Source organism: Oricola sp. (assembly GCF_022763245.1).
GTDB lineage: Bacteria > Pseudomonadota > Alphaproteobacteria > Rhizobiales > Rhizobiaceae > Oricola.
Genome location: NZ_JALEGV010000040.1, coordinates 511,925 through 530,509 on the forward strand (window position 1 = coordinate 511,925; position 18,585 = coordinate 530,509).

Sequence of the window (18,585 nt, forward strand, 5' to 3'; positions counted from 1 at the left end):
CGGTTATCACGCCGCCGCCGTCGCGCCAACCGGCAATAGGACGGTCGGGCGCAATCGCATTGCAACGCATCGGCCCGGCCGCTATGCGATCGTCAGACCACGAACGCGGATCGAAAGAAGCCCCGACATGAAACCGCCAATCATCGTCTTCGACCTCGACGGAACCCTGATCGACACGGCGCCCGACCTGCTGGACGCGATGAACCATGCGCTGACGCTGGCCGGTCTCGACCCGGTGGTCGACGACGGCTTTCGCCAGCATGTCGGCAAGGGCGCGCGCTACATGCTGGAACAGGCCCATGCCTCGGCCGGCCACACGCCGGCGCCGGAAGAACTCGACGTGATGATGGCCAACTTCCTCGACCATTACGGCGCGAACATGCCCGGGCGGTCGCGGCCCTACGAGGGCGTGCTCGACACGATCGAGGCCTTTCGCAGCGAGGGCTATCTCGCCGCCGTCTGCACGAACAAGATTGAAGTGAACGCCTTGCGGCTGCTCAAGTCGCTCGGGATCGACACGCTGTTCGCCGCCATCTGCGGACAGGACACGTTTCCGGTCCGCAAACCGGACCCGGCGCACCTTACCGGAACGATCGACATGGCGGGCGGCGACGTCGGCCGGGCGATCATGGTCGGCGACAGCGAGACCGACATCCGGACCGCGCAGAATGCGGGCATACCGGTCGTCGCGGTCGATTTCGGCTATACCGACCAGCATGTCTCCACCTTCGGTCCCGACACCGTGATTTCGCACTACCGGGCCCTCCATCCGGCGCTTGCGCGAGAACTGCTCGACCGGGGAAATCCTTCCAGTTGACTTTCCGCGACAGCGCGGCCTATATCCGCGCTTCCGATACGGATCGGGCGATTAGCTCAGCGGGAGAGCACTGCCTTCACACGGCAGGGGTCGCTGGTTCAATCCCAGCATCGCCCACCATTTTCTCTTTTGATTTCAATGACTTATTTCCGCACCCCTTCCTGGAGAACGAATTTCCTTGCAAAGATCTGCAGGAGCGCTGCCGGAAACTGTACGCATCCCCCGTACAAGGCCCGTACAGACTGCTTCTGAGATTCGGCTCTCAGTCGCCTTGGGCAGTGTCCACCAAGCGATTTTCGAGAGCGGATTTGCAGGCCGTTAGCCGATTGGCTGACGCTCGTTTTCGAGATAGCCGCGGTTCTGGCCGACACGCGCGTTCGACTCAGTGCCTCGCCGCTTCGCTGGTTTCACCGCCGGGCCCGCGGTAGGCGCTACCACCATACCTGCAAGCCCATTACGCGCCCTGCGTGGAAGATTCGCACTCCTGAGACCCAAAACAAGTCGAAGACAATCTTCGGGCGACTAGAGCCCCTGAACCAGAACGTCGCGCAACACGATTTCGCAATTCGGTCCACATGAATATCGATAGTACTGAATCGTGTCTTCGATACGCTTGTTGTACCTGCTCCAGATCTGACCGGCCGCTACCGTTCCCCCGGGAGGCACGTTTCCGCATGTACGACCACCACTTGTAGCGCCGGCAACATAGGTCTCGATTTCAGTCAGCTCATCGCCCAGATCCGTGAACAACTCCCCGTCGTCATCTACGCAGAATTCGGCCGGACTGTTGGACGCGTTCATGACGCTGAATTCAACACCCACCCTTGATGAGCTTCTCCTGTACGCACGCCCGAACGACAAGACGAACGGACCTGTTTTGACGGCTTCACTCGACGATATCTCCGGTCCACTCTTCGAGATGGCGTCTACAACGATCCGGCCGCCCGTCGAGGTGCCCTCCATTGCCACATCACTCAATTGCGACTGCAATTCAGCAACCTGTTCCTCAAGCCCCGTGACCTTTGCTCTCAGGTCGTCCAACGCCTCCATGTCTGCGCCCAGCGCGCTTTCACCCGCAGGTCCTTGCGGGCCTTCTGGCCCTCGCGCACCTGTAGGTCCGCGCGGCCCCGCCGGCCCTTGCGGGCCGGCGATGCCGAGCAAGTTCTCATTCTGAAGGCTCAAAATGACCTGATCGACGACACGATCGTAGTCCACTTCAACGACTTCGGAACGGCCCTGCGAGATCGACGCGACCTGGTCTCTTACTACAGCAAGTTCCTTCTGGGTCGCACCACCAAACTTGGAGACAAGGTAACTGAAGTCGTCCGGTGCAAGGAAAACGGCGACCGCTCCAAGAACAGAAACCCCGACACCCCCAAACAGCGCCGAAACCAAATTACTTTGTTGCGACATGCAGCTTCGTCCTCCCTTGAACGCTGAACGACGGTTCAAACGTGCTACCTGATCTTGGCAAACCATCGTTCGAAAGCAAAGCCCGAAGCGAACGGGTGGTAGAACATTAGAGCTCTCCGAAAACACTGTATCCGCTTCAATCGACACACAATCTGAATTCATGCGGAATTGTCAGAAGCCAGTGCGAGTTCAATCATCAGATCGCATGAACTGCAAAGCGCGGATTAGGAATGCTCGTCGCCGTGCTCACTACAACTAACATCCATTTTCCCACGGAAGCATCGCGTAGGCCGAGGCCTCCACCTGTCTAACCAGGGCGAGAGTGAAGATGCGGTCCCGGATTCTCCCACCATTATCCCTTCCAGAATTGACCCCGCCTGATGCCCGCACGGCCTCCCCGACCGTGTGTCGAAGGTTCGGCATTCGACGGGGCTAAACCTTTCGTTAGCCCTGAATGTCGAGGAAATTCGCGTTCAGGTGGAATTTAACGAAAAGGCCAGCAATCGCGGCCCACAAAGACGGCGTTTGTCGGAGATGGGTTCATGTCACCGGTGGTCCGCACCCTGGTTTTTGCTTTGTCTGCTTTTCTTCTCAGCGGTCCCGCGACTGCATCTGAACTGTCGGTGACCGATCTTGCCTCGCGGCTCGACGCCTTCTGGATATTGGTCGCCGCAGCGCTCGTGCTCCTGATGCAGATCGGCTTCCTGCTGCTGGAAGCAGGCGCCGTGCGGACCAAGAACGCCGTCAATGTCGCCCAGAAGAACCTGCTGGATCTCGCCTTCGCGGTGATCGCCTTCTTCTCGATCGGCTACATGATCGGCTTCGGGCCGTCGCATGGGTCGCTGCCGATCGGCTTCGACCCGCGGCTGATGTTCCTGCGCGACATCTCTTCGCGCGAGGCACTTCTCTTCATCTTCCAGGTGATGTTCTGCGGCACGGCGGCAACCATCATCGCCGGTGCGGTGGCCGAGCGTATGAAGCTCAGCACCTATGTGCTGCTCAGCTTCCTCACGGCAGCGCTGATCTATCCGATCTTCGTCCATTGGGCCTGGGGTGCGGCGCATGGTGCGGCCGAGGGCGCGTGGCTTGGCAATCTCGGCTTCGTCGATTTCGCGGGATCGACGGTCGTTCATTCCACCGGCGCCTGGATCGCGCTTGCCGCCTGCCTGGTCCTGCGGCCGCGCATCGGTCGCTTCGACGCGGACGGACGGCCGGTGCGTTTCACGGGCCACAGCCCCGTTCTGTCTGCGGCCGGAACGCTGATGCTGTTTGTCGGCTGGATCGGCTTCAACGGCGGCTCGACGCTTGCCGCCTCGGCGCAGGTCGCCGAAATCGTGCTCAACACCGTGCTCGCCGGTGCGGCCGGCGCAGGCGCGGCCTACGCTTATTTCCACTACAAGGAACATGCCGCCTATCCCGAACGGGCGACCAACGGGATGATCGGCGGGCTGGTGGCGATCACCGCCGGCTGCCACCTGCTGGATCCGGGCGCGGCCCTTCTGGTCGGCCTGTTCGGCGGCCTCATCGCGAGTTGGGGCAACAATTTCCTGGAAACGCGGCTGCGCGTGGACGACGCGGTCGGCGCCGTCGGAGCGCATGGCTTCGCCGGCGTGTTCGGCACGCTGGCGCTGGCGCTTCTGGCGCCCGCGAGCAGCCTGCCGACCGGCTCGCATCTCGACCAGCTCTACACGCAGGCGATCGGCGTCGCGGCCAACTTCTCATGGGCCTTCGGCATCGGCCTTGTGCTGATGCTCGTTCTCAACCGGCTGACGGCCATCCGCGTCGATCAGCCGACGGAACAGCGCGGCCTCAATGTCAGCGAGCACCAGGCACTGATCGGGACGGCCCATGTCGAGGAAGCGATGCGATCGCTGAACCGCGGTGACGCGGATCTCTCCATGCGCCTCGAGACGCGCAACGGCGACGACGCGCAGGATCTCACGGATGCGTTCAACGACCTGATGAGAAACCTCGAAGCGACGGAATTCAGGCGACGGCACGACGACGACATCCGCCGCTCCGCCGAAGAGGCCGACCGCCTCGCCGCCTTCGCCGACGCGACCTTCGAGGCGATCGTGCTGGCCGGAGAGCACCGCGTCATCGACGCCAACTCCGCCGCCGAGCGGCTGTTCGGGATTCCCACGGCGCAGATGCGCGGACGCTTCGTGAAGGAGCTGTTTCCGACGGCCGACTGGCCGGGCGCCCTCTCCCACCTCCAGGATCACACCGAACGCCCGACGGAGACCCATATTCGTCCGCTGGAAGGCGTGAAAGTGCCGGTGGAATTCAGGTGCCGGACCATCGACTATTCCGGCCGGACGACCCAGGTTCTCGCCTTCGCGGATCTGCGCGAACGCAAGAAGGCCGAGGCGCGCATCTATCACCTGGCGATGCACGACACACTGACCGACCTGCCGAACCGCGCCCATTTCAACCAGCGCCTGCGCGACCTGCTCGGACGCTTGGGCACGGACAAGGCCTCCGTCGCGCTGCTGCTGATCGATCTCGACCAGTTCAAGAACATCAACGACCTTCACGGCCATCCGTCCGGCGACGCGGTGATCGTGGCGGTGGCGGAACGGCTGCGCATGCTGAGCGGACCCGGCGATTGCGTCGCCCGTCTGGGCGGTGACGAATTCGCCTTCGTGCAGGCCGACATCAACTTCCCCAACCAGGCCGCGGACCTAGCGCACCGCCTGTTGCATGCGCTTTCCGAACCGGTTCTGCTGCCGACCGGCGACACGATCCGTCCCGGCGCGAGCATTGGCGTCGCGATCGCGCCGCGCGACGCCGACGACGCCGAGACGCTGTTCCAGCATTGCGATGTCAGCCTCTACGCGGCGAAGAACAACGGCCGCAACACCTATGCCGTCTACGAACCCGGCATGGGGGAGGAACTGCGCAGCCGCCAGGAGATGGAAGAAGCGCTGAAGACCGCCATCGCCGAGGAACAGTTCGAGTTGCATTTCCAGCCGCGCCTCGACGTCGCCAGCGGCACCATCATCTCCTATGAGGCGCTTCTGCGCTGGGAGCATCCCGTGCGCGGGCGCATTTCGCCGGTCGAATTCATCCCGGTCGCCGAGCAGTCGAACCTGATCGTCGGGCTCGGCGAGTGGGCGCTTCGAAAGGCCTGCGAAACCGCGACGCGGCATTTCGGCGACGTGCGCGTCAGCGTGAATGTCAGCCCCAGGCAGTTCCGCGGAAAGGAATTCTCCGACACGGTGCAGCGGGTTCTGAGCGCCACCGGGCTGCATCCGTCGCGCCTGGAACTGGAGGTCACCGAAAGCCTGTTCATCGACAATGCGAACAAGGCCTTCGCCGTCCTCAACGAGTTAAAAGCCATGGGCGTGCACATCGCGCTCGACGATTTCGGCTCCGGTTATTCCTCGCTCAACTACGTCAATCACTTCCCCTTCGACACGATCAAGATCGACCAGTCCTTCATTCGCGAGATGAACGAGGCGACGAACGCCCTGCACATCATCGACACCATCCTGCGGCTGTCGGCGGGACTGGGGATGTCGGTCGTCGCCGAAGGTGTCGAATACGAGGCGCAGCTGGAAAAGCTCGTGGCGATGGGATGCAAGGAGATCCAGGGCTTCCTGGTGTCGCGTCCGGTGCCTGTCTCGGAGTTGCCCGTCGAGGTGCCTGCGCATGTCGTGGACATCCTGGAGCGGACCGGGTTCGGAAACGCCGCGATGACCAACGCGCTCGAGGAAGTCGGCACGCTGATGCGCGATGCCCAGTCCGACCGGCCGTCGCCCCTGAAGCACTCCGCCTGATCGCCGTTCTTTGCCCTTCGCCGGATTGTCTTCACCGCGCATTGCGGTAAGACACCGGCCGAGACCCCTCTACTGGCAGGAACAAGAACATGGCGGCCCGCACCAATTCGCTTTTTCCGCTCGGCGAGACCGAGACCCCCTGGCGCAAGATTTCCGAGGATCACGTCTCGGTCGACACGTTTCGCGGCGAGGACGTGCTCGTGGTCGAGCCGGAAGGGTTGCGCCTGCTCTCCGAAGCGGCCTTCGCAGACATCAACCATCTCCTGCGCCCCGGCCATCTGAAGCAGCTCGCCTCGATCCTGGACGATCCGGAAGCGACCGAAAACGACCGTTTCGTCGCCTATGACCTGTTGAAGAACGCAAACATCGCCGCTGGCGGCGTGCTGCCGATGTGCCAGGATACCGGCACCGCGATCGTGATGGGCAAGAAGGGCCGCCGCGTCTGGACCGATGGCGGCGACGAAGGCGCGCTCGCGGAAGGCGTGCTCGATGCCTACCAGAAGAAGAACCTGCGCTATTCGCAGCTCGCGCCGCTGTCGATGTTCGAGGAAAAGAACACGAAGAACAACCTGCCGGCGCAGATCGACATCTACGAGGAAGGCGACGACGCCTACAAGTTCCTGTTCATCGCGAAGGGCGGCGGGTCGGCCAACAAGACCTTCCTCTACCAGGGCACGCCGTCGCTGCTCACGCATGATCGCATGGTCGAGTTCCTGAAGGAGAAGATCCTCACGCTCGGCACGGCCGCCTGTCCGCCCTATCACCTGGCCATCGTGATCGGCGGCACCTCGGCCGAGATGAACCTGAAGACGGTCAAGCTCGCTTCGACGCGCTATCTCGACACGCTCCCGACCTCCGGCTCGGAAGACGGCCACGCCTTCCGCGATCTCGAAATGGAAGCCGAAATACACAAGGCGACGCAGGCGACCGGCGTCGGCGCGCAATTCGGCGGGAAGTATTTCTGCCACGACGTCCGCGTCATCCGCCTGCCCCGCCACGGCGCGTCGCTGCCGATCGGCATCGGCGTTTCGTGCTCCGCCGACCGCCAGGCGCTCGGCAAGATCACGCGGGACGGCATCTTCATCGAGCAGCTCGAGACAGATCCCTCGAAATACATGCCCGACATCGACGAGGACGCGCTGTCAGCGCATGTCGTGAAGATCGATCTCAACCGCCCGATGAGCGAGATTCTCGCCGAACTGTCCAAGCACCCGGTCAAGACCCGGCTGTCGCTCACCGGCTCGATCATCGTCGCGCGCGATCTCGCCCATTCGAAGATCCGTGCCCGCCTCGAAGCCGGCGAACCGATGCCGGACTATTTCAAGAACCACCCGGTCTATTATGCCGGTCCGGCCAAGACGCCGGAGGGCTACGCGTCCGGCTCCTTCGGCCCGACCACGGCCGGCCGGATGGATTCCTATGTCGACCAGTTCCAGTCCTTTGGCGGCTCCATGGTGATGCTTGCCAAGGGCAACCGTTCGCGCCAGGTGCGCGACGCCTGCGCTCGCCATGGCGGCTTCTATCTCGGCTCCATCGGCGGCCCGGCCGCGCGCCTCGCGCAGGATTGCATCAAGAAGGTCGAAGTCGTGGAATATCCGGAACTCGGCATGGAAGCGATCTGGCGCATCGAGGTCGAGGACTTCCCTGCCTTCACCGTCATCGACGACAAGGGCAACGACTTCTTTAAGGAACTCAATCTGGGCTGATCGGCGCAGGAACGAGACCCGCGTATGATGTGCGCTGAACGGCCTTTTCAGGCCGTCAGCAAGCCTACCACATCGTCTTTGCGGCGCGTCCGGCCCAATCCCGGTCGTAGGTGGCGGAATCGAATTCGCCGCGCGACCGCTCCTTGAGGATGTCGCCTGCCGTCGGGATGTCCGCCGGATCGACATGATGGGCCGGATCCCAAAGGCCCGCGCGCAGCACCGCGCGGCCGCACTGGGTGTAGATCTCCTCCACCGTGACGATGACGACCGAGCGCGGCTGCTTGCCGTCGCGCTCGAAACTCGCCAGCAGATCGGGATCGACCGTCACGATGGCCGTGCCATTCAGGCGGATCGTGGTGACCGAGCCGGGGATCAGGAACAGCATCGCGATGCGCGGGTCGCGCACGATGTTGCTGAGGCTGTCGATGCGGTTGTTGCCGCGGCGGTCGGGAATGGCGATCGTCTTGTCGTCGAGGATGCGGAACAGTCCGCCCAACTCGCCACGGGGCGAACAGTCGAGGCCTTCAGGCCCGGCGGTCGCCAGCGTGAAGAAGGGCGAGGCTTCCAGGAAACGGCGATATTGCGGCGTGATGCGGCCGGCCACCTTGAGCAGGGACGCCTCTCCCGGCTCGCCATAAAGGTCCTGCAACTCCTCCACCGACGTGACCGGCGCGTATCCGCTCATCGGCTCATCCCCTTCTCGTCCAGTTCGTCGAGATATTCCTGCCACAAGGCGTCCTTGTCTCGGCCCAGCCGCGCCAGGTAGGTCCAGGTGAAAATGCCGGTTTCGTGGCGGTCGTCGAAGACGATGCGCACCGCATAGTTCCCAGTCGGCACGATCTCGGCGATGGCGACGTCGCGCTTGCCCCAAACCGTGACGCGCTGCTCGGGCGAATGGCCCTGAACCTCGGCAGATGGCGAAAGCACCCGCAGCATCTCCGCCGGCAAGGCGAAGGCCTCGCCCGAATTGAAGGTTACCGTCATGGTCCTGCGGTCCTGGGAGACCCGCAATTCTGTCGGCCAGAGCGTCGTGTCCGTCATGGTGCCGAATGCCGTTTCGTGTTTTCGTTGGCTTGACGGAACCGCCTATGGCATCAACATAGGTTCCAGACAACCGGAAGCACGAGACGATATGTCTGAAGACATCATTCTGCCTGCCACGCAGGCCATGACGGATCCGTTCGGAAGAGACATCACCTATCTGCGCGTGTCGGTGACCGACCGCTGCGATTTCCGCTGCACCTATTGCATGTCCGAACACATGACGTTCCTGCCGAAGAAGGACCTGCTGACGCTCGAGGAACTCGACCGGCTGTGCACCGTGTTCATCGAGAAAGGCGTCAGGAAGCTGCGCCTGACCGGCGGCGAGCCGCTGGTGCGCAAGAACATCATGCACCTGATCGAGCAGCTCGGCCGGCATCTGGAAACGGGCGCGCTGGAAGAACTCACCCTGACGACGAACGGGTCGCAGCTGACCAAGCACGCCGACGCGCTGTTCGAACACGGCGTGCGGCGCATCAACGTGTCCATGGACACGCTCGATCCCGACAAGTTCCGCCAGATCACGCGCTGGGGCAGCCTCGATCGCGTGCTCGACGGCATTCGCGCCGCGCAGGCGGCCGGGTTGCGCATCAAGATCAATGCGGTGGCCCTGAAGGGCTTCAACGACGCCGAGATGCCGGAAATGATCCGCTGGGCGCATGGCCAGGGAATGGACATGACCGTCATCGAGACCATGCCAATGGGCGAGATCGAAGAGGATCGCACGGACCAGTACCTGCCGCTGTCGCAGCTGCGCGCCGACCTCTCCCGCCAGTTCACGCTGGAGGACATCCCCTACAAGACCGGCGGCCCCGCCCGCTATGTCGAGGTCAGGGAAACCGGCGGCCGGCTCGGCTTCATCACGCCGATGACGCATAATTTCTGCGAGAGCTGCAACCGGGTGCGGCTGACCTGCACGGGCACGCTCTACATGTGCCTCGGACAGGAGGATGCGGCCGACCTGCGGGCGCCGCTGCGCGAATCCGAAGGCAACGAACTCGTCTCCGCCGCCATCGACGAGGCCATCGGCCGCAAGCCGAAGGGCCACGACTTCATCATCGACCGGCGCACGAAGCGCCCCTCGGTGTCTCGCCACATGAGCGTGACGGGCGGCTGACGGCAGGCGGGCCTTCCCGGCCCGACTGCAGCGCCACAACCGCCCGATTGTATGCAGAGCGGCGCGCGACCCGTGCCGCGCGCGGCCTGATGAGGCGTGTGCGGTTCCCTGCGGGCATGGCTGCCTTTCGCAATTCGCATGCCTGAGCGCGAGAAATCCCTCTATAGACACACCACATGAATGCTGCAGCGCAACAAACGCTGCATTTTCAGTGGCGGGTCTGCCCCGCACGCCCAGACAACCGTAAGCGAGAATGAACATGACCACCAAAGCAAAGAAGAAGTCCGGCTTCGAACCGACAGAATTCGACACGATCCTGGCACGTGCCAAGCGCGAGCGCGACGCCGCCCTGCGCAGCATGATCGGCTCGCTCTTCGGCCGCTAAGTTCGGTCGACGGGTTCGCCCGTCACCGCAGAATCCCGAATGCCTTCGCCCGGCGGGTGACCACGTCCGCGCTTTGCGTTATGTACACACATAACGCATTGCCCTGATAGCGGGCGGACGGGATTCATGAGATCGCAAAAGACCGTCAGCGGGACCGAGCCCGATGCTCGCCCGCTGGAAGATTTCGCCGCGCTGAACGGCGACAACCTCAAGGCGATCGCCTTGCTCGCGGCGGCCATGGCGCTGTTCGCTCTCGATGACATGTTCATCAAGCTGGCGTCCAGCGACGTCGGCGTCGGCCAGATCGTCGCGATCCAGAACGGCTTCGGCATCGCCTATTTCGCCTGGCTGGCGAAAGCCCATGGCAAGCGCGTCACGCGCGACGCGCTGTTTTCCGGCCCCATCCTCCTGCGCCACATCGGTGAGACGACCGGTGTCATCTGTTTCGTCTCGGCGCTCGCGCTGATGCCGATCAGCGACGCGTCGGCGATCCTGCAGGCCTCGCCGCTGGTCGTCGTGTTCGGCGCCGCCCTGTTCCTGAGAGAGACCGTCGGCTGGCGGCGCTGGGCGGCCCTGCTGGTGGGCTTTGCGGGCGTTCTGCTTGTCCTGCGCCCGGGCATGTCCGGCTTCGACGCCAAGACCCTGCTGCCCGTCGGCGCGGCGATCGGCTTCGCCATGCGCGACCTCGGCACGCGCGCGGCGCCGCGAACCGTCTCCACCGAAGCGATCGCGCTGGTCGCGAGCGTCCTGGTGTTCCTCGCCGCGATCCTGCTGCAGACCCTGTCGTCGCCCTGGTCCTGGATGTCGCCGCGCACGACCGGCTACGTGCTTGCGGCATCGGCCGTGGGAATCATCGCGTTTCACCTGATGATGATCGCGCTGCGCATGGGCCAGCTCTCCGTGGTCGCGCCGTTCCGATATGTGCGAATCGTCTGCGCCATGGCGATCGGCGTCGTGGTCTTCGCCGAACGCCCGGACGTCGCCACGATCGGCGGGTCGATCCTCATCGTCGCGAGCGGCCTCTACACGCTCTACCGCGAGCAGGTCATCCGCAACCGGAGGATCCGCGGCTCATGAGCACAGACGCATCCGATCACCGTCCCGTCCCGCCGCAGGAAGACGCCTGGACCGGGCCACGCCCGGCGCTGCTGACGCTCATTCTCGTCGCCGCGGTGAGCCCGATGTCGATCAATCTGTTCGTGCCGTCGATGCCCAGCATCGCCGCCGACCTGAACACGAACTACGCTACGGTCCAGCTCGGCCTGTCGCTCTACCTGATCATGACGGCCGTGCTGCAGCTGCTGATCGGGCCGCTGTCGGATCTCTACGGCCGCAGACCCGTCATCTGCGGCGGCATGGTGCTGTTCCTGATCGGCACCGCCATGTGCATCCTGGCCGAGACCACGCAGATGTTCCTCGCCGGGCGCGTCGTCCAGGCCGCAAGCGCCAGCGGCATGGTCCTGTCGCGCGCCGTCGTGCGCGACGTCTATCCGCGCGAAAAGGCGGCCAGCGCGATGGGCTACATGGTGATGGGCATGGCGATCGCCCCGATGATCGCGCCGGCCGTCGGCGGGCAGCTCGACGTCTGGTTCGGATGGCGCGCGCCCTTCTACGCGCTCGGCGCGTTCGGCGCGGCCGCGTTGATCGCCGCGCTCATCTCGCTGCCCGAGACCAACCGCTATCGCGGCATCGCGATCCGCAGCCAGATCAGGAACTATCGCGCGCTCGCGAAGCTGCCGGCCTTCTGGCTCTATGCTGCACTGTCCGGCCTCACTTCCGCGGGTTTCTTCGGCTATGTCGGCGGGGGACCGGCCGTCGCCACCGAGTATCTCGACCTGCTGCCGTCTGCCTACGGGCTCTATTTCGGCTCCTGCGCGCTCGGCTATTCGCTCGGCAACTTCCTGACCGGCCGCATCGCGGAGCGGCGCGGGCTTGAGCGCATGATGGTGGACGGCGTTCTCATCTCGCTGCTCGGCCCGGCGCTGGTCGTCGTGTTCTTCACCGTCGGCTTCGAGCATCCGATCGCCTTCTTCGGCCCGCTCAGCCTCGTCGGCTTCGGCAACGGCATGACATTGCCCAACGCGATGACGGCGGCGATCAGCCTCAAGCCCGACTCGGCCGGCGCGGCCTCCGGTCTCCTCGGCGCGACCCAGATCGGCACCGGCGCCATCGCCTCCATCGTCGCGGCGATCATCGTCGGCCAGAACCCCCACCCCATTCCGCTCAGCCTCTTCCTCGGGGGCTGCCTGCTCGCCGGCCTCGTCGCGGCGAAAGCCGCCATCCGGGTCGGCGAGAAGCCCTGACCAACCGCCTCGTTGCGGGCGCAAGGAGAAGAACGCATAGTCCGACCATGACTGACAGCGCTTTTCACAATGTCGCCGGTGTCGTTCTCGCGGGCGGCCTGTCGCGTCGCATGGACGGGCGCGACAAGGCGTTGATCCCGCTTGGCGGCAGGCCGATGATCGCCCATGTTCTGGAACGCCTCGCGCCGCAGGTCGACGCGATCGCGATCAACGCCAACGGCGACCCGGCGCGCTTCGCGACCTTCGGCGTGCCGGTTCTCGCCGACACGATACCAGGCCATGCCGGGCCGCTCGCCGGCATCCTGACGGCGATGCGGTGGGCGCGGGAGAGCCGCCACGCGACCCATGTCGTGACCGCCGCGGCCGACACGCCGTTCTTCCCGCCCGATCTCGTCTCGCGCCTTCGCGCAACGTCCGCGGATCAAGGCACAATCGTCATGGCGCGCTCGCCGACCGGCTCCCATCCGGTTTTCGCGTTGTGGCCGGTGGCTTTGGCGGACGATCTTGAGACATGGATTCAGGTTTCCGACACGCTGAAGGTCACCGCATGGGCGGGGCGTCACGCGTCAATCGCATGCGATTTCACCCTGCGCGACGACGGATACGACCCCTTTTTCAACGTCAACACCCAACGTGATCTGGACGAGGCGGAGGCGATGCTGCAAATGGCGAAGGCATGACGGAGCCCCATCGCATCATCGGAATCGTCGGCTGGAAGAACTCCGGCAAGACCCGAATGGTCGCCGCCCTCGTGCGCGAACTGACAGCGCGCGGCCGGACCGTCTCGACCGTGAAGCACGCCCATCACTCATTCGACATCGACCGGGAGGGCGCCGACAGCTGGCAGCACCGCCAGGCCGGCGCGCGCGAGGTGGCGGTCGTTTCCGCCCGGCGCTGGGCGCTCATGCACGAGAGCGCACCGGACGCGCCGGAGCCCCCGCTGTCCGCCATTCTCGACAGGCTCTCGCCCTGCGACATCGTCATCGTCGAGGGCTACAAGCGCGACCGCCACGACAAGATCGAAGTCCGCCGCTCCGTGACCGCGGACACCGACAGGCTGGCGGAAAGCGACGACACGGTCGTCGCGATCGTGAGCGACGAACCGGACAGCGTGGGAGAGGCCCTTCCCGTGTTCGGGCACGACGCGATCGGCGAGATTGCCGATTTCGTCGAACGGCATGTTGGATTGGCGAAACCGGAGTTGTCCTGAGATGTCGCGTCGAGATTTCAATCCGAAAGACCGCTTCGCGGCCTATTCCCTGGGATCGGTCATCTCGCACTGGCTGAGCGCGATCATCGTCGTTGTGCTCTATATCAATCATGCCGACGACCCCACTCCGGCGCATCTGGGCCTCGGCCTGATCGCCGCGCCCTTCCTGCTGCTGCGGGTGCAGAACCGGTTTCGGCGTGGCTATGCGCGCATGAGCGACCATTCCGCGATCTACAATTTCGCGACGCGCCTCGTCATGACCCTGATGCTGGTCTGCATCCTCGCTCTCGCGCTGAGCGGCATCTTGCTGCCGGCCCTGACCGGCAATGCCTATGACATCTTCGGCTGGGTGCGTTTCACACTCCCCTTCCCGCCGTCGCGCACGCTCGGACCGTTCATGCAAACCGTGCACGCGATTGCCGGACACGCAGTCGTCATCCTTGCCGTGATCCATGTCTTCGACACCGTCGCGCAGCAGTTCTACGATCGCAGCACGATCCTCGTGCGCATGTTGCGGCCGGTGAAGGACGGCAAGTGACAAACCGATTTGAGGGCCGGAATGCCGGGCCTTTTTGAGGTTGCAATCCGCGCAAAAACAGTGGGAGTATCGCCCTTCGTGCCCCGCCGCTGCGGCCGGGCTCTCGAACGGGCGCGGTGACATGCCGCTCCGGAAACGTGACCTGAAGAGGAAAGACACATGCGTTTCACCAAAGGATTGATGGCTGCGGCCGCGACTCTGGCGCTTACACTGGGCGCCGCGCAGGCCCAGGACATGATGAAGATCAAGATCGGCACCGAAGGCGCCTATGCGCCCTTCAACAATCTGGAGGCTGACGGTTCGCTGGTCGGTTTCGACATCGACATCGCCAAGGCGCTCTGCGCTGAAATGAAGGCGGAGTGCGAGTTCGTCACCCAGGATTGGGACGGCATCATTCCGGCGCTTCTGGCCGGCAAGTTCGACGCCATCATCGCTTCGATGTCCATCACCGAAGAGCGCAAGGAAAAGGTCGACTTCACCAACAAATACTACAACACGCCGCCGGCCATCGCCGTACCGAAGGACAGCGACATCACCGACGGAACGGATGCCGGGCTCGACGGCAAGCTGATCGGCGCACAGTCCTCGACCACCCACTCCAACTACGCCGAGGAAAAATTCCCCTCCGCCGAACTCAAGCTCTACCCGACGCCGGACGAGTACAAGCTCGACATCGCCAACGGTCGCATCGACGCCGTGATCGACGATGTGATCGTGCTGTCTGAGTGGCTGAAATCCGACGACGGCGCCTGCTGCAAGCTGCTCACCAGCCTGCCGACCGATCCGGTCATCAATGGCGAAGGCGCCGGCATCGCGTTGCGCAAGGGCGAAGACGAGCTGCGCGAGGCGTTCAACGCCGCCATCGACGCGATCCGCGCCAACGGCACCTACAAGGAAATCAACGACAAGTATTTCGACGTCGACGTCTACGGCGAATGACCGTCAAATGATCGAGCCGGGCGGCGCGTGCCGCCGTCCGGCGCGGCCGCTGTACCGAGAGACACGGTGGCAAGAGGGTGATCGGGGTGCATGGGTGAATATCTGACGCTGCTCAGTTTCGGCGATCTCGGCTGGAGCGACGAGATCGCGTGGGGCGTCCTGATCACGGTTTCGCTGGCGCTGGCGACACTTCCCGTCGGCCTGTTCATCGGCTTCATGATCGCGCTTTCCAAGCAGAGCGAGGAGTGGACGCTCCGGATAGCGGCGGACATCTACACCACCATCTTTCGCGGCCTTCCGGAGCTCCTGACCCTTTTCCTCGTCTATTTCGGCCTTCAGATCGGCATCCAGCAGCTCCTGAAGGCGATCGGCATCGACGGCTCCATCGAGATCAACACGTTTTTTGCCGGCGTGATCGCGCTGGCCCTGGTGTTCTCGTCCTATGCGAGCGAGGTCTTCCTTTCGGCCTTTCGCGCCATCCCCGCCGGGCAATACGAAGGCGGCTACGCGCTCGGACTGCGCCACAGGCTGGTCATGCGCATGATCGTCCTGCCGCAACTGATCCGCATCGCCCTGCCCGGCCTGGCCAATCTCTGGATGATCCTCCTGAAGGATACCGCGCTCGTCTCCGCCATCGGGCTGACCGACATCTTGCGCCAGACCGGCGTCGCAGCGCGCGTGTCGAAAGAAGCGTTCCTGTTCTTCGGCATCGCCTTCCTGCTCTATTTCGTCCTGGCGCTCATGTCCTCGGTCGTCATCAACCGCATAGAGGCGCAGGCCAAACGCGGGGAGCAGGCCCGATGAGCGCGGCGACCAACGACACGCTCATTCCCCCGCAGCCCGCCCCCGCGCCGGGACCGAAACCCTGGACGGCCGAGCGGATCGCGGGAATAGCGCTGATGCTGTTCTGGATCGGCGCCGGAATCGCCCTCGTTGCCTATCTCTATGCCCAATGGGACGTCGACAAGGTCGAGCGTTACGGCCCGAAATTCCTGTCCGGCCTCTGGACCACGATCCGCCTCGTTTCCATCTCGGTCGCCATCGGCGCGGTTCTGTCGCTTCCGGTCGCGTTTGCCCGCATGTCGAAGAACCCGGTCATCAGCCGGCTGGCATTCGCCTATGTCTACCTCTTTCGCGGCACGCCCCTGATCGCGCAGCTCTTCCTGATCTATTACGGACTTGGCTCGTTTCGCCCGCAATTGCAGGCCATCGGTCTCTGGGTGTTCTTCCGGGACGCCTGGAATTGCGCCCTTTTCGCCTTCGCGCTGAACACGGCCGCCTATCAGGCCGAGATCCTGCGCGGCGCGATCGACAGCGTCTCGCGCGGCCAGTGGGAGGGCGCCTACGCGCTCGGTCTCACCCGGATCCAGGCGTTCTGGAAGATCATCCTGCCGCAGGCTCTGATCGTTGCGTTGCGGCCCTATGGCAACGAGATCATCCTGATGCTGAAGGGTTCGGCCATCGTCGCTCTCGTCACCGTGTTCGACCTGATGGGCGAGACGCGCCGCGCATTCTCGCGCACCTATGATTTCCAGATGTATATCTGGGCGGCGGTCTTCTATTTCATCATCGTCGAAACGCTGCGCAATGTCTGGAACCTGTTCGAGGCGCGGCTGACACGGCATCTGAAGCGCTGACAGCGCCTCCCCGCGGGGAGAATTCGTCCTTTCGCGCGGTGTCCGCGATGGGCTATGTCACGGATGACGAAAAACGGGAGTTTCACGGATGGCGAAGACGGCGTTCATCGGCCTTGGCGTAATGGGCTATCACATGGCCGGTCACCTCGCGACCAAGGGCGGCCACGACGTCACGGTCTACAACCGCACCCGCGAGAAGGCGGAGAAATGGGTCGGCGAATTCGGCGGGGCGCTTGCGGAAACACCCAGAGAGGCTGCCGAGGGCGCGGATTTCGTGTTCTCCTGCGTCGGCAATGACGACGACCTGCGCTCGGTGACCATCGGCGAGAACGGCGCGTTTGCCGGCATGAAGCCGGGCGCGATCTTCGTCGACAACACCACCGCTTCCGCCGATGTGGCGCGCGAACTGCGCGCGGCCGCCGACAAGGGCGGCTTCGGCTTCATCGACGCGCCGGTTTCCGGCGGCGAGGCCGGCGCGGTGAATGGGGTGCTGACCGTGATGTGTGGTGGCGATGTCGAACAATTCGAGAAGGCCAGGCCGGTGATCGAGTGCTTTGCGCGCATGGTCGGGCTGATGGGGCCGACGGGGGCCGGGCAGTTGACCAAGATGGTCAACCAGATCTGCATCGCCGGGCTCGTGCAGGGACTGTCGGAGGGCATCAATTTCGGGCTCAAGGCCGGGCTGGACATGCAGAAGGTCATCGACGTGATCTCGAAGGGCGCCGCCGGCTCCTGGCAGATGGAGAACCGTCACAAGACCATGATCGACGGCAAATACGAGCACGGCTTCGCCGTCGACTGGATGCGCAAGGACCTCGCCATCGTGCTGTCGGAAGCCGACAACAACGGCGCCAGCCTGCCCGTGACCGCGCTGGTCGACCAGTTCTACAAGGACGTCCAGGCGATGGGCGGACGGCGCTGGGACACCTCGTCGCTGCTGGCCCGCTTGCAGAAGAACGATGCCATCGACTGACCCGTCGCCCGACTGGTCGGCCGAAGACGCGATCGCCCATCTGAAGTCGCTGGCATCGCGACACAATGTCGAAGGCATGGGCCGCTACGGGATCGAGACGTCCCACGCCCTCGGCGTTTCGAACGCGGTGCTGCGCCCGCTGGCGCGCAAGCTGAAACGCAATCACGACCGCGCCCGCGACTTGTGGGCGTCGGGCATTCGCGAGGCCCGCATACTCGCGCTGTTTTCGGAAGAGCCCAAGAAGGTGACGGCGGACCAGGCCCGCGCCATGGCCGACGACTTCAATTCCTGGGAGATCGTCGATCATTCCGCCGACCTCTTTTGCGACGCCGGGCTCGCCAACACCCTGATCCCGGAATTCGCAGGCGACGAACGAGAGTTCGTGCGCCGCGCGGCCTTCGCCACGATGGCGTGGGGTTCGGTGCACCTGAAGACATGGCCCGACGGTGACATCGTCGCCTGGCTCGCCCTGATCGAACGCCACGCGACGGACCCGCGCAACTACGTCAAGAAGGCAGTCAACTGGGCGCTCCGCCAGATCGGCAAACGGTCGGCGGCGTGCCATGTTCCGGCGCTCGAACTTGCGGAAAAACTGGCAGAAAGCGACGACAGGACGGCGCGCTGGATCGGCCGCGACGCCGTAAAGGAACTTACCTCCGAAAAGACACGCGCACGCCTTGCCAAGCGCGAAGGCGGCAGGCAATCTTGAACCCTCTCAGCAGAG

General features: G+C 64.0%; 18 protein-coding genes and 1 tRNA gene. 16 read left to right on the top strand and 3 right to left on the bottom strand.

The window, feature by feature from the left end:
• Positions 1–127 precede the first annotated feature (127 nt).
• Together MRY80_RS19895 and MRY80_RS19900 are read left to right on the top strand one after the other, a co-directional pair.
• Positions 128–817 carry a phosphoglycolate phosphatase gene (locus tag MRY80_RS19895; protein WP_293292839.1) on the top strand — a complete coding sequence of 230 codons (690 nt, stop codon included), beginning with the start codon at positions 128–130 and terminating at the stop codon, positions 815–817.
• A gap of 45 nt (positions 818–862) precedes the next feature.
• A tRNA-Val gene (locus MRY80_RS19900) sits at positions 863–937 on the top strand.
• Between the two features lie 402 nt (positions 938–1,339).
• Here MRY80_RS19900 and MRY80_RS19905 read toward each other — a convergent pair.
• Positions 1,340–2,230, bottom strand: a complete 891-nt coding sequence (locus tag MRY80_RS19905) for a hypothetical protein (protein WP_293292840.1) — start codon at positions 2,228–2,230, stop codon at positions 1,340–1,342.
• A 623-nt stretch (positions 2,231–2,853) separates the two neighbouring features.
• Between MRY80_RS19905 and amt the strand changes: the two genes are divergently transcribed.
• Together amt and MRY80_RS19915 are read left to right on the top strand one after the other, a co-directional pair.
• A complete protein-coding gene (gene amt, locus MRY80_RS19910; RefSeq protein ID WP_293292842.1) occupies positions 2,854–6,012 on the top strand; it encodes an ammonium transporter in 3,159 nt (1,052 codons plus the stop codon).
• Positions 6,013–6,101: 89 nt separating this feature from the next.
• A complete protein-coding gene (locus MRY80_RS19915) occupies positions 6,102–7,718 on the top strand; it encodes a fumarate hydratase (protein ID WP_293292844.1) in 1,617 nt (538 codons plus the stop codon).
• A gap of 64 nt (positions 7,719–7,782) precedes the next feature.
• On the opposite strand, the gene MRY80_RS19920 is transcribed toward MRY80_RS19915, so the two are convergent.
• Complete coding sequence (locus MRY80_RS19920) at positions 7,783–8,403, bottom strand: pyridoxamine 5'-phosphate oxidase family protein (RefSeq protein WP_293292846.1); 621 nt, start codon at positions 8,401–8,403, stop codon at positions 7,783–7,785.
• Positions 8,400–8,759 carry a DUF971 domain-containing protein gene (locus MRY80_RS19925; protein WP_293292848.1) on the bottom strand — a complete coding sequence of 120 codons (360 nt, stop codon included), beginning with the start codon at positions 8,757–8,759 and terminating at the stop codon, positions 8,400–8,402. Before MRY80_RS19925 ends, MRY80_RS19920 begins: the two co-directional genes overlap by 4 nt.
• Before the next feature lie 91 nt (positions 8,760–8,850).
• Between MRY80_RS19925 and moaA the strand changes: the two genes are divergently transcribed.
• The 12 genes from moaA to MRY80_RS19985 all read left to right on the top strand — a co-directional run bounded on the left by moaA (position 8,851) and on the right by MRY80_RS19985 (position 18,570).
• The gene (moaA, locus tag MRY80_RS19930; RefSeq protein WP_293292849.1) at positions 8,851–9,876 is read left to right on the top strand and encodes a GTP 3',8-cyclase MoaA; all 1,026 of its coding nucleotides are present in this window, start codon (positions 8,851–8,853) and stop codon (positions 9,874–9,876) included.
• Positions 9,877–10,135: 259 nt separating this feature from the next.
• Positions 10,136–10,261 (top strand): hypothetical protein, encoded by a 126-nt coding sequence (locus MRY80_RS19935; RefSeq protein WP_293292850.1) that lies wholly within the window; start codon positions 10,136–10,138, stop codon positions 10,259–10,261.
• 126 nt (positions 10,262–10,387) lie between these two features.
• Positions 10,388–11,338, top strand: coding sequence for a DMT family transporter (locus tag MRY80_RS19940; RefSeq protein ID WP_293292851.1), 951 nt, complete (start codon positions 10,388–10,390; stop codon positions 11,336–11,338).
• Positions 11,335–12,564 (top strand): multidrug effflux MFS transporter, encoded by a 1,230-nt coding sequence (locus MRY80_RS19945; protein ID WP_293292852.1) that lies wholly within the window; start codon positions 11,335–11,337, stop codon positions 12,562–12,564. The genes MRY80_RS19940 and MRY80_RS19945 overlap by 4 nt, the downstream gene beginning before the upstream one ends.
• Positions 12,565–12,611: 47 nt before the next feature.
• Positions 12,612–13,244: a molybdenum cofactor guanylyltransferase MobA gene (gene mobA, locus MRY80_RS19950; RefSeq protein WP_293292854.1), complete on the top strand. Its 633-nt coding sequence runs from the start codon at positions 12,612–12,614 to the stop codon at positions 13,242–13,244.
• Positions 13,241–13,774 (top strand): molybdopterin-guanine dinucleotide biosynthesis protein B, encoded by a 534-nt coding sequence (gene mobB, locus MRY80_RS19955; protein WP_293292855.1) that lies wholly within the window; start codon positions 13,241–13,243, stop codon positions 13,772–13,774. The genes mobA and mobB overlap by 4 nt, the downstream gene beginning before the upstream one ends.
• A 1-nt stretch (position 13,775) precedes the next feature.
• A complete protein-coding gene (locus MRY80_RS19960; RefSeq protein WP_293292856.1) occupies positions 13,776–14,312 on the top strand; it encodes a cytochrome b/b6 domain-containing protein in 537 nt (178 codons plus the stop codon).
• Positions 14,313–14,471: 159 nt separating this feature from the next.
• Positions 14,472–15,251: an ABC transporter substrate-binding protein gene (locus MRY80_RS19965; protein WP_293292858.1), complete on the top strand. Its 780-nt coding sequence runs from the start codon at positions 14,472–14,474 to the stop codon at positions 15,249–15,251.
• A 90-nt stretch (positions 15,252–15,341) separates the two neighbouring features.
• Complete coding sequence (locus MRY80_RS19970) at positions 15,342–16,055, top strand: ABC transporter permease (RefSeq protein WP_293292859.1); 714 nt, start codon at positions 15,342–15,344, stop codon at positions 16,053–16,055.
• On the top strand, positions 16,052–16,888 hold the full coding sequence (locus MRY80_RS19975) for an ABC transporter permease (protein ID WP_293292860.1): 837 nt from the start codon (positions 16,052–16,054) through the stop codon (positions 16,886–16,888). The genes MRY80_RS19970 and MRY80_RS19975 overlap by 4 nt, the downstream gene beginning before the upstream one ends.
• 88 nt (positions 16,889–16,976) lie before the next feature.
• Positions 16,977–17,861 carry an NAD(P)-dependent oxidoreductase gene (locus MRY80_RS19980; protein ID WP_293292861.1) on the top strand — a complete coding sequence of 295 codons (885 nt, stop codon included), beginning with the start codon at positions 16,977–16,979 and terminating at the stop codon, positions 17,859–17,861.
• Positions 17,848–18,570 (top strand): DNA alkylation repair protein, encoded by a 723-nt coding sequence (locus MRY80_RS19985; protein ID WP_293292862.1) that lies wholly within the window; start codon positions 17,848–17,850, stop codon positions 18,568–18,570. The genes MRY80_RS19980 and MRY80_RS19985 overlap by 14 nt, the downstream gene beginning before the upstream one ends.
• Positions 18,571–18,585 lie beyond the last annotated feature (15 nt).

Coding starts and splice junctions, on each gene's coding strand:
- MRY80_RS19895 (WP_293292839.1), top strand. CDS start 128: ATGAAACCGCCAATCATCGTCTTCGACCTCGACGGAACCCTGATCGAC.
- MRY80_RS19905 (WP_293292840.1), bottom strand. CDS start 2,230: ATGTCGCAACAAAGTAATTTGGTTTCGGCGCTGTTTGGGGGTGTCGGG.
- MRY80_RS19915 (WP_293292844.1), top strand. CDS start 6,102: ATGGCGGCCCGCACCAATTCGCTTTTTCCGCTCGGCGAGACCGAGACC.
- MRY80_RS19920 (WP_293292846.1), bottom strand. CDS start 8,403: ATGAGCGGATACGCGCCGGTCACGTCGGTGGAGGAGTTGCAGGACCTT.
- MRY80_RS19925 (WP_293292848.1), bottom strand. CDS start 8,759: ATGACGGACACGACGCTCTGGCCGACAGAATTGCGGGTCTCCCAGGAC.
- moaA (WP_293292849.1), top strand. CDS start 8,851: ATGTCTGAAGACATCATTCTGCCTGCCACGCAGGCCATGACGGATCCG.
- MRY80_RS19935 (WP_293292850.1), top strand. CDS start 10,136: ATGACCACCAAAGCAAAGAAGAAGTCCGGCTTCGAACCGACAGAATTC.
- MRY80_RS19940 (WP_293292851.1), top strand. CDS start 10,388: ATGAGATCGCAAAAGACCGTCAGCGGGACCGAGCCCGATGCTCGCCCG.
- MRY80_RS19945 (WP_293292852.1), top strand. CDS start 11,335: ATGAGCACAGACGCATCCGATCACCGTCCCGTCCCGCCGCAGGAAGAC.
- mobA (WP_293292854.1), top strand. CDS start 12,612: ATGACTGACAGCGCTTTTCACAATGTCGCCGGTGTCGTTCTCGCGGGC.
- mobB (WP_293292855.1), top strand. CDS start 13,241: ATGACGGAGCCCCATCGCATCATCGGAATCGTCGGCTGGAAGAACTCC.
- MRY80_RS19960 (WP_293292856.1), top strand. CDS start 13,776: ATGTCGCGTCGAGATTTCAATCCGAAAGACCGCTTCGCGGCCTATTCC.
- MRY80_RS19965 (WP_293292858.1), top strand. CDS start 14,472: ATGCGTTTCACCAAAGGATTGATGGCTGCGGCCGCGACTCTGGCGCTT.
- MRY80_RS19970 (WP_293292859.1), top strand. CDS start 15,342: ATGGGTGAATATCTGACGCTGCTCAGTTTCGGCGATCTCGGCTGGAGC.
- MRY80_RS19975 (WP_293292860.1), top strand. CDS start 16,052: ATGAGCGCGGCGACCAACGACACGCTCATTCCCCCGCAGCCCGCCCCC.
- MRY80_RS19980 (WP_293292861.1), top strand. CDS start 16,977: ATGGCGAAGACGGCGTTCATCGGCCTTGGCGTAATGGGCTATCACATG.
- MRY80_RS19985 (WP_293292862.1), top strand. CDS start 17,848: ATGCCATCGACTGACCCGTCGCCCGACTGGTCGGCCGAAGACGCGATC.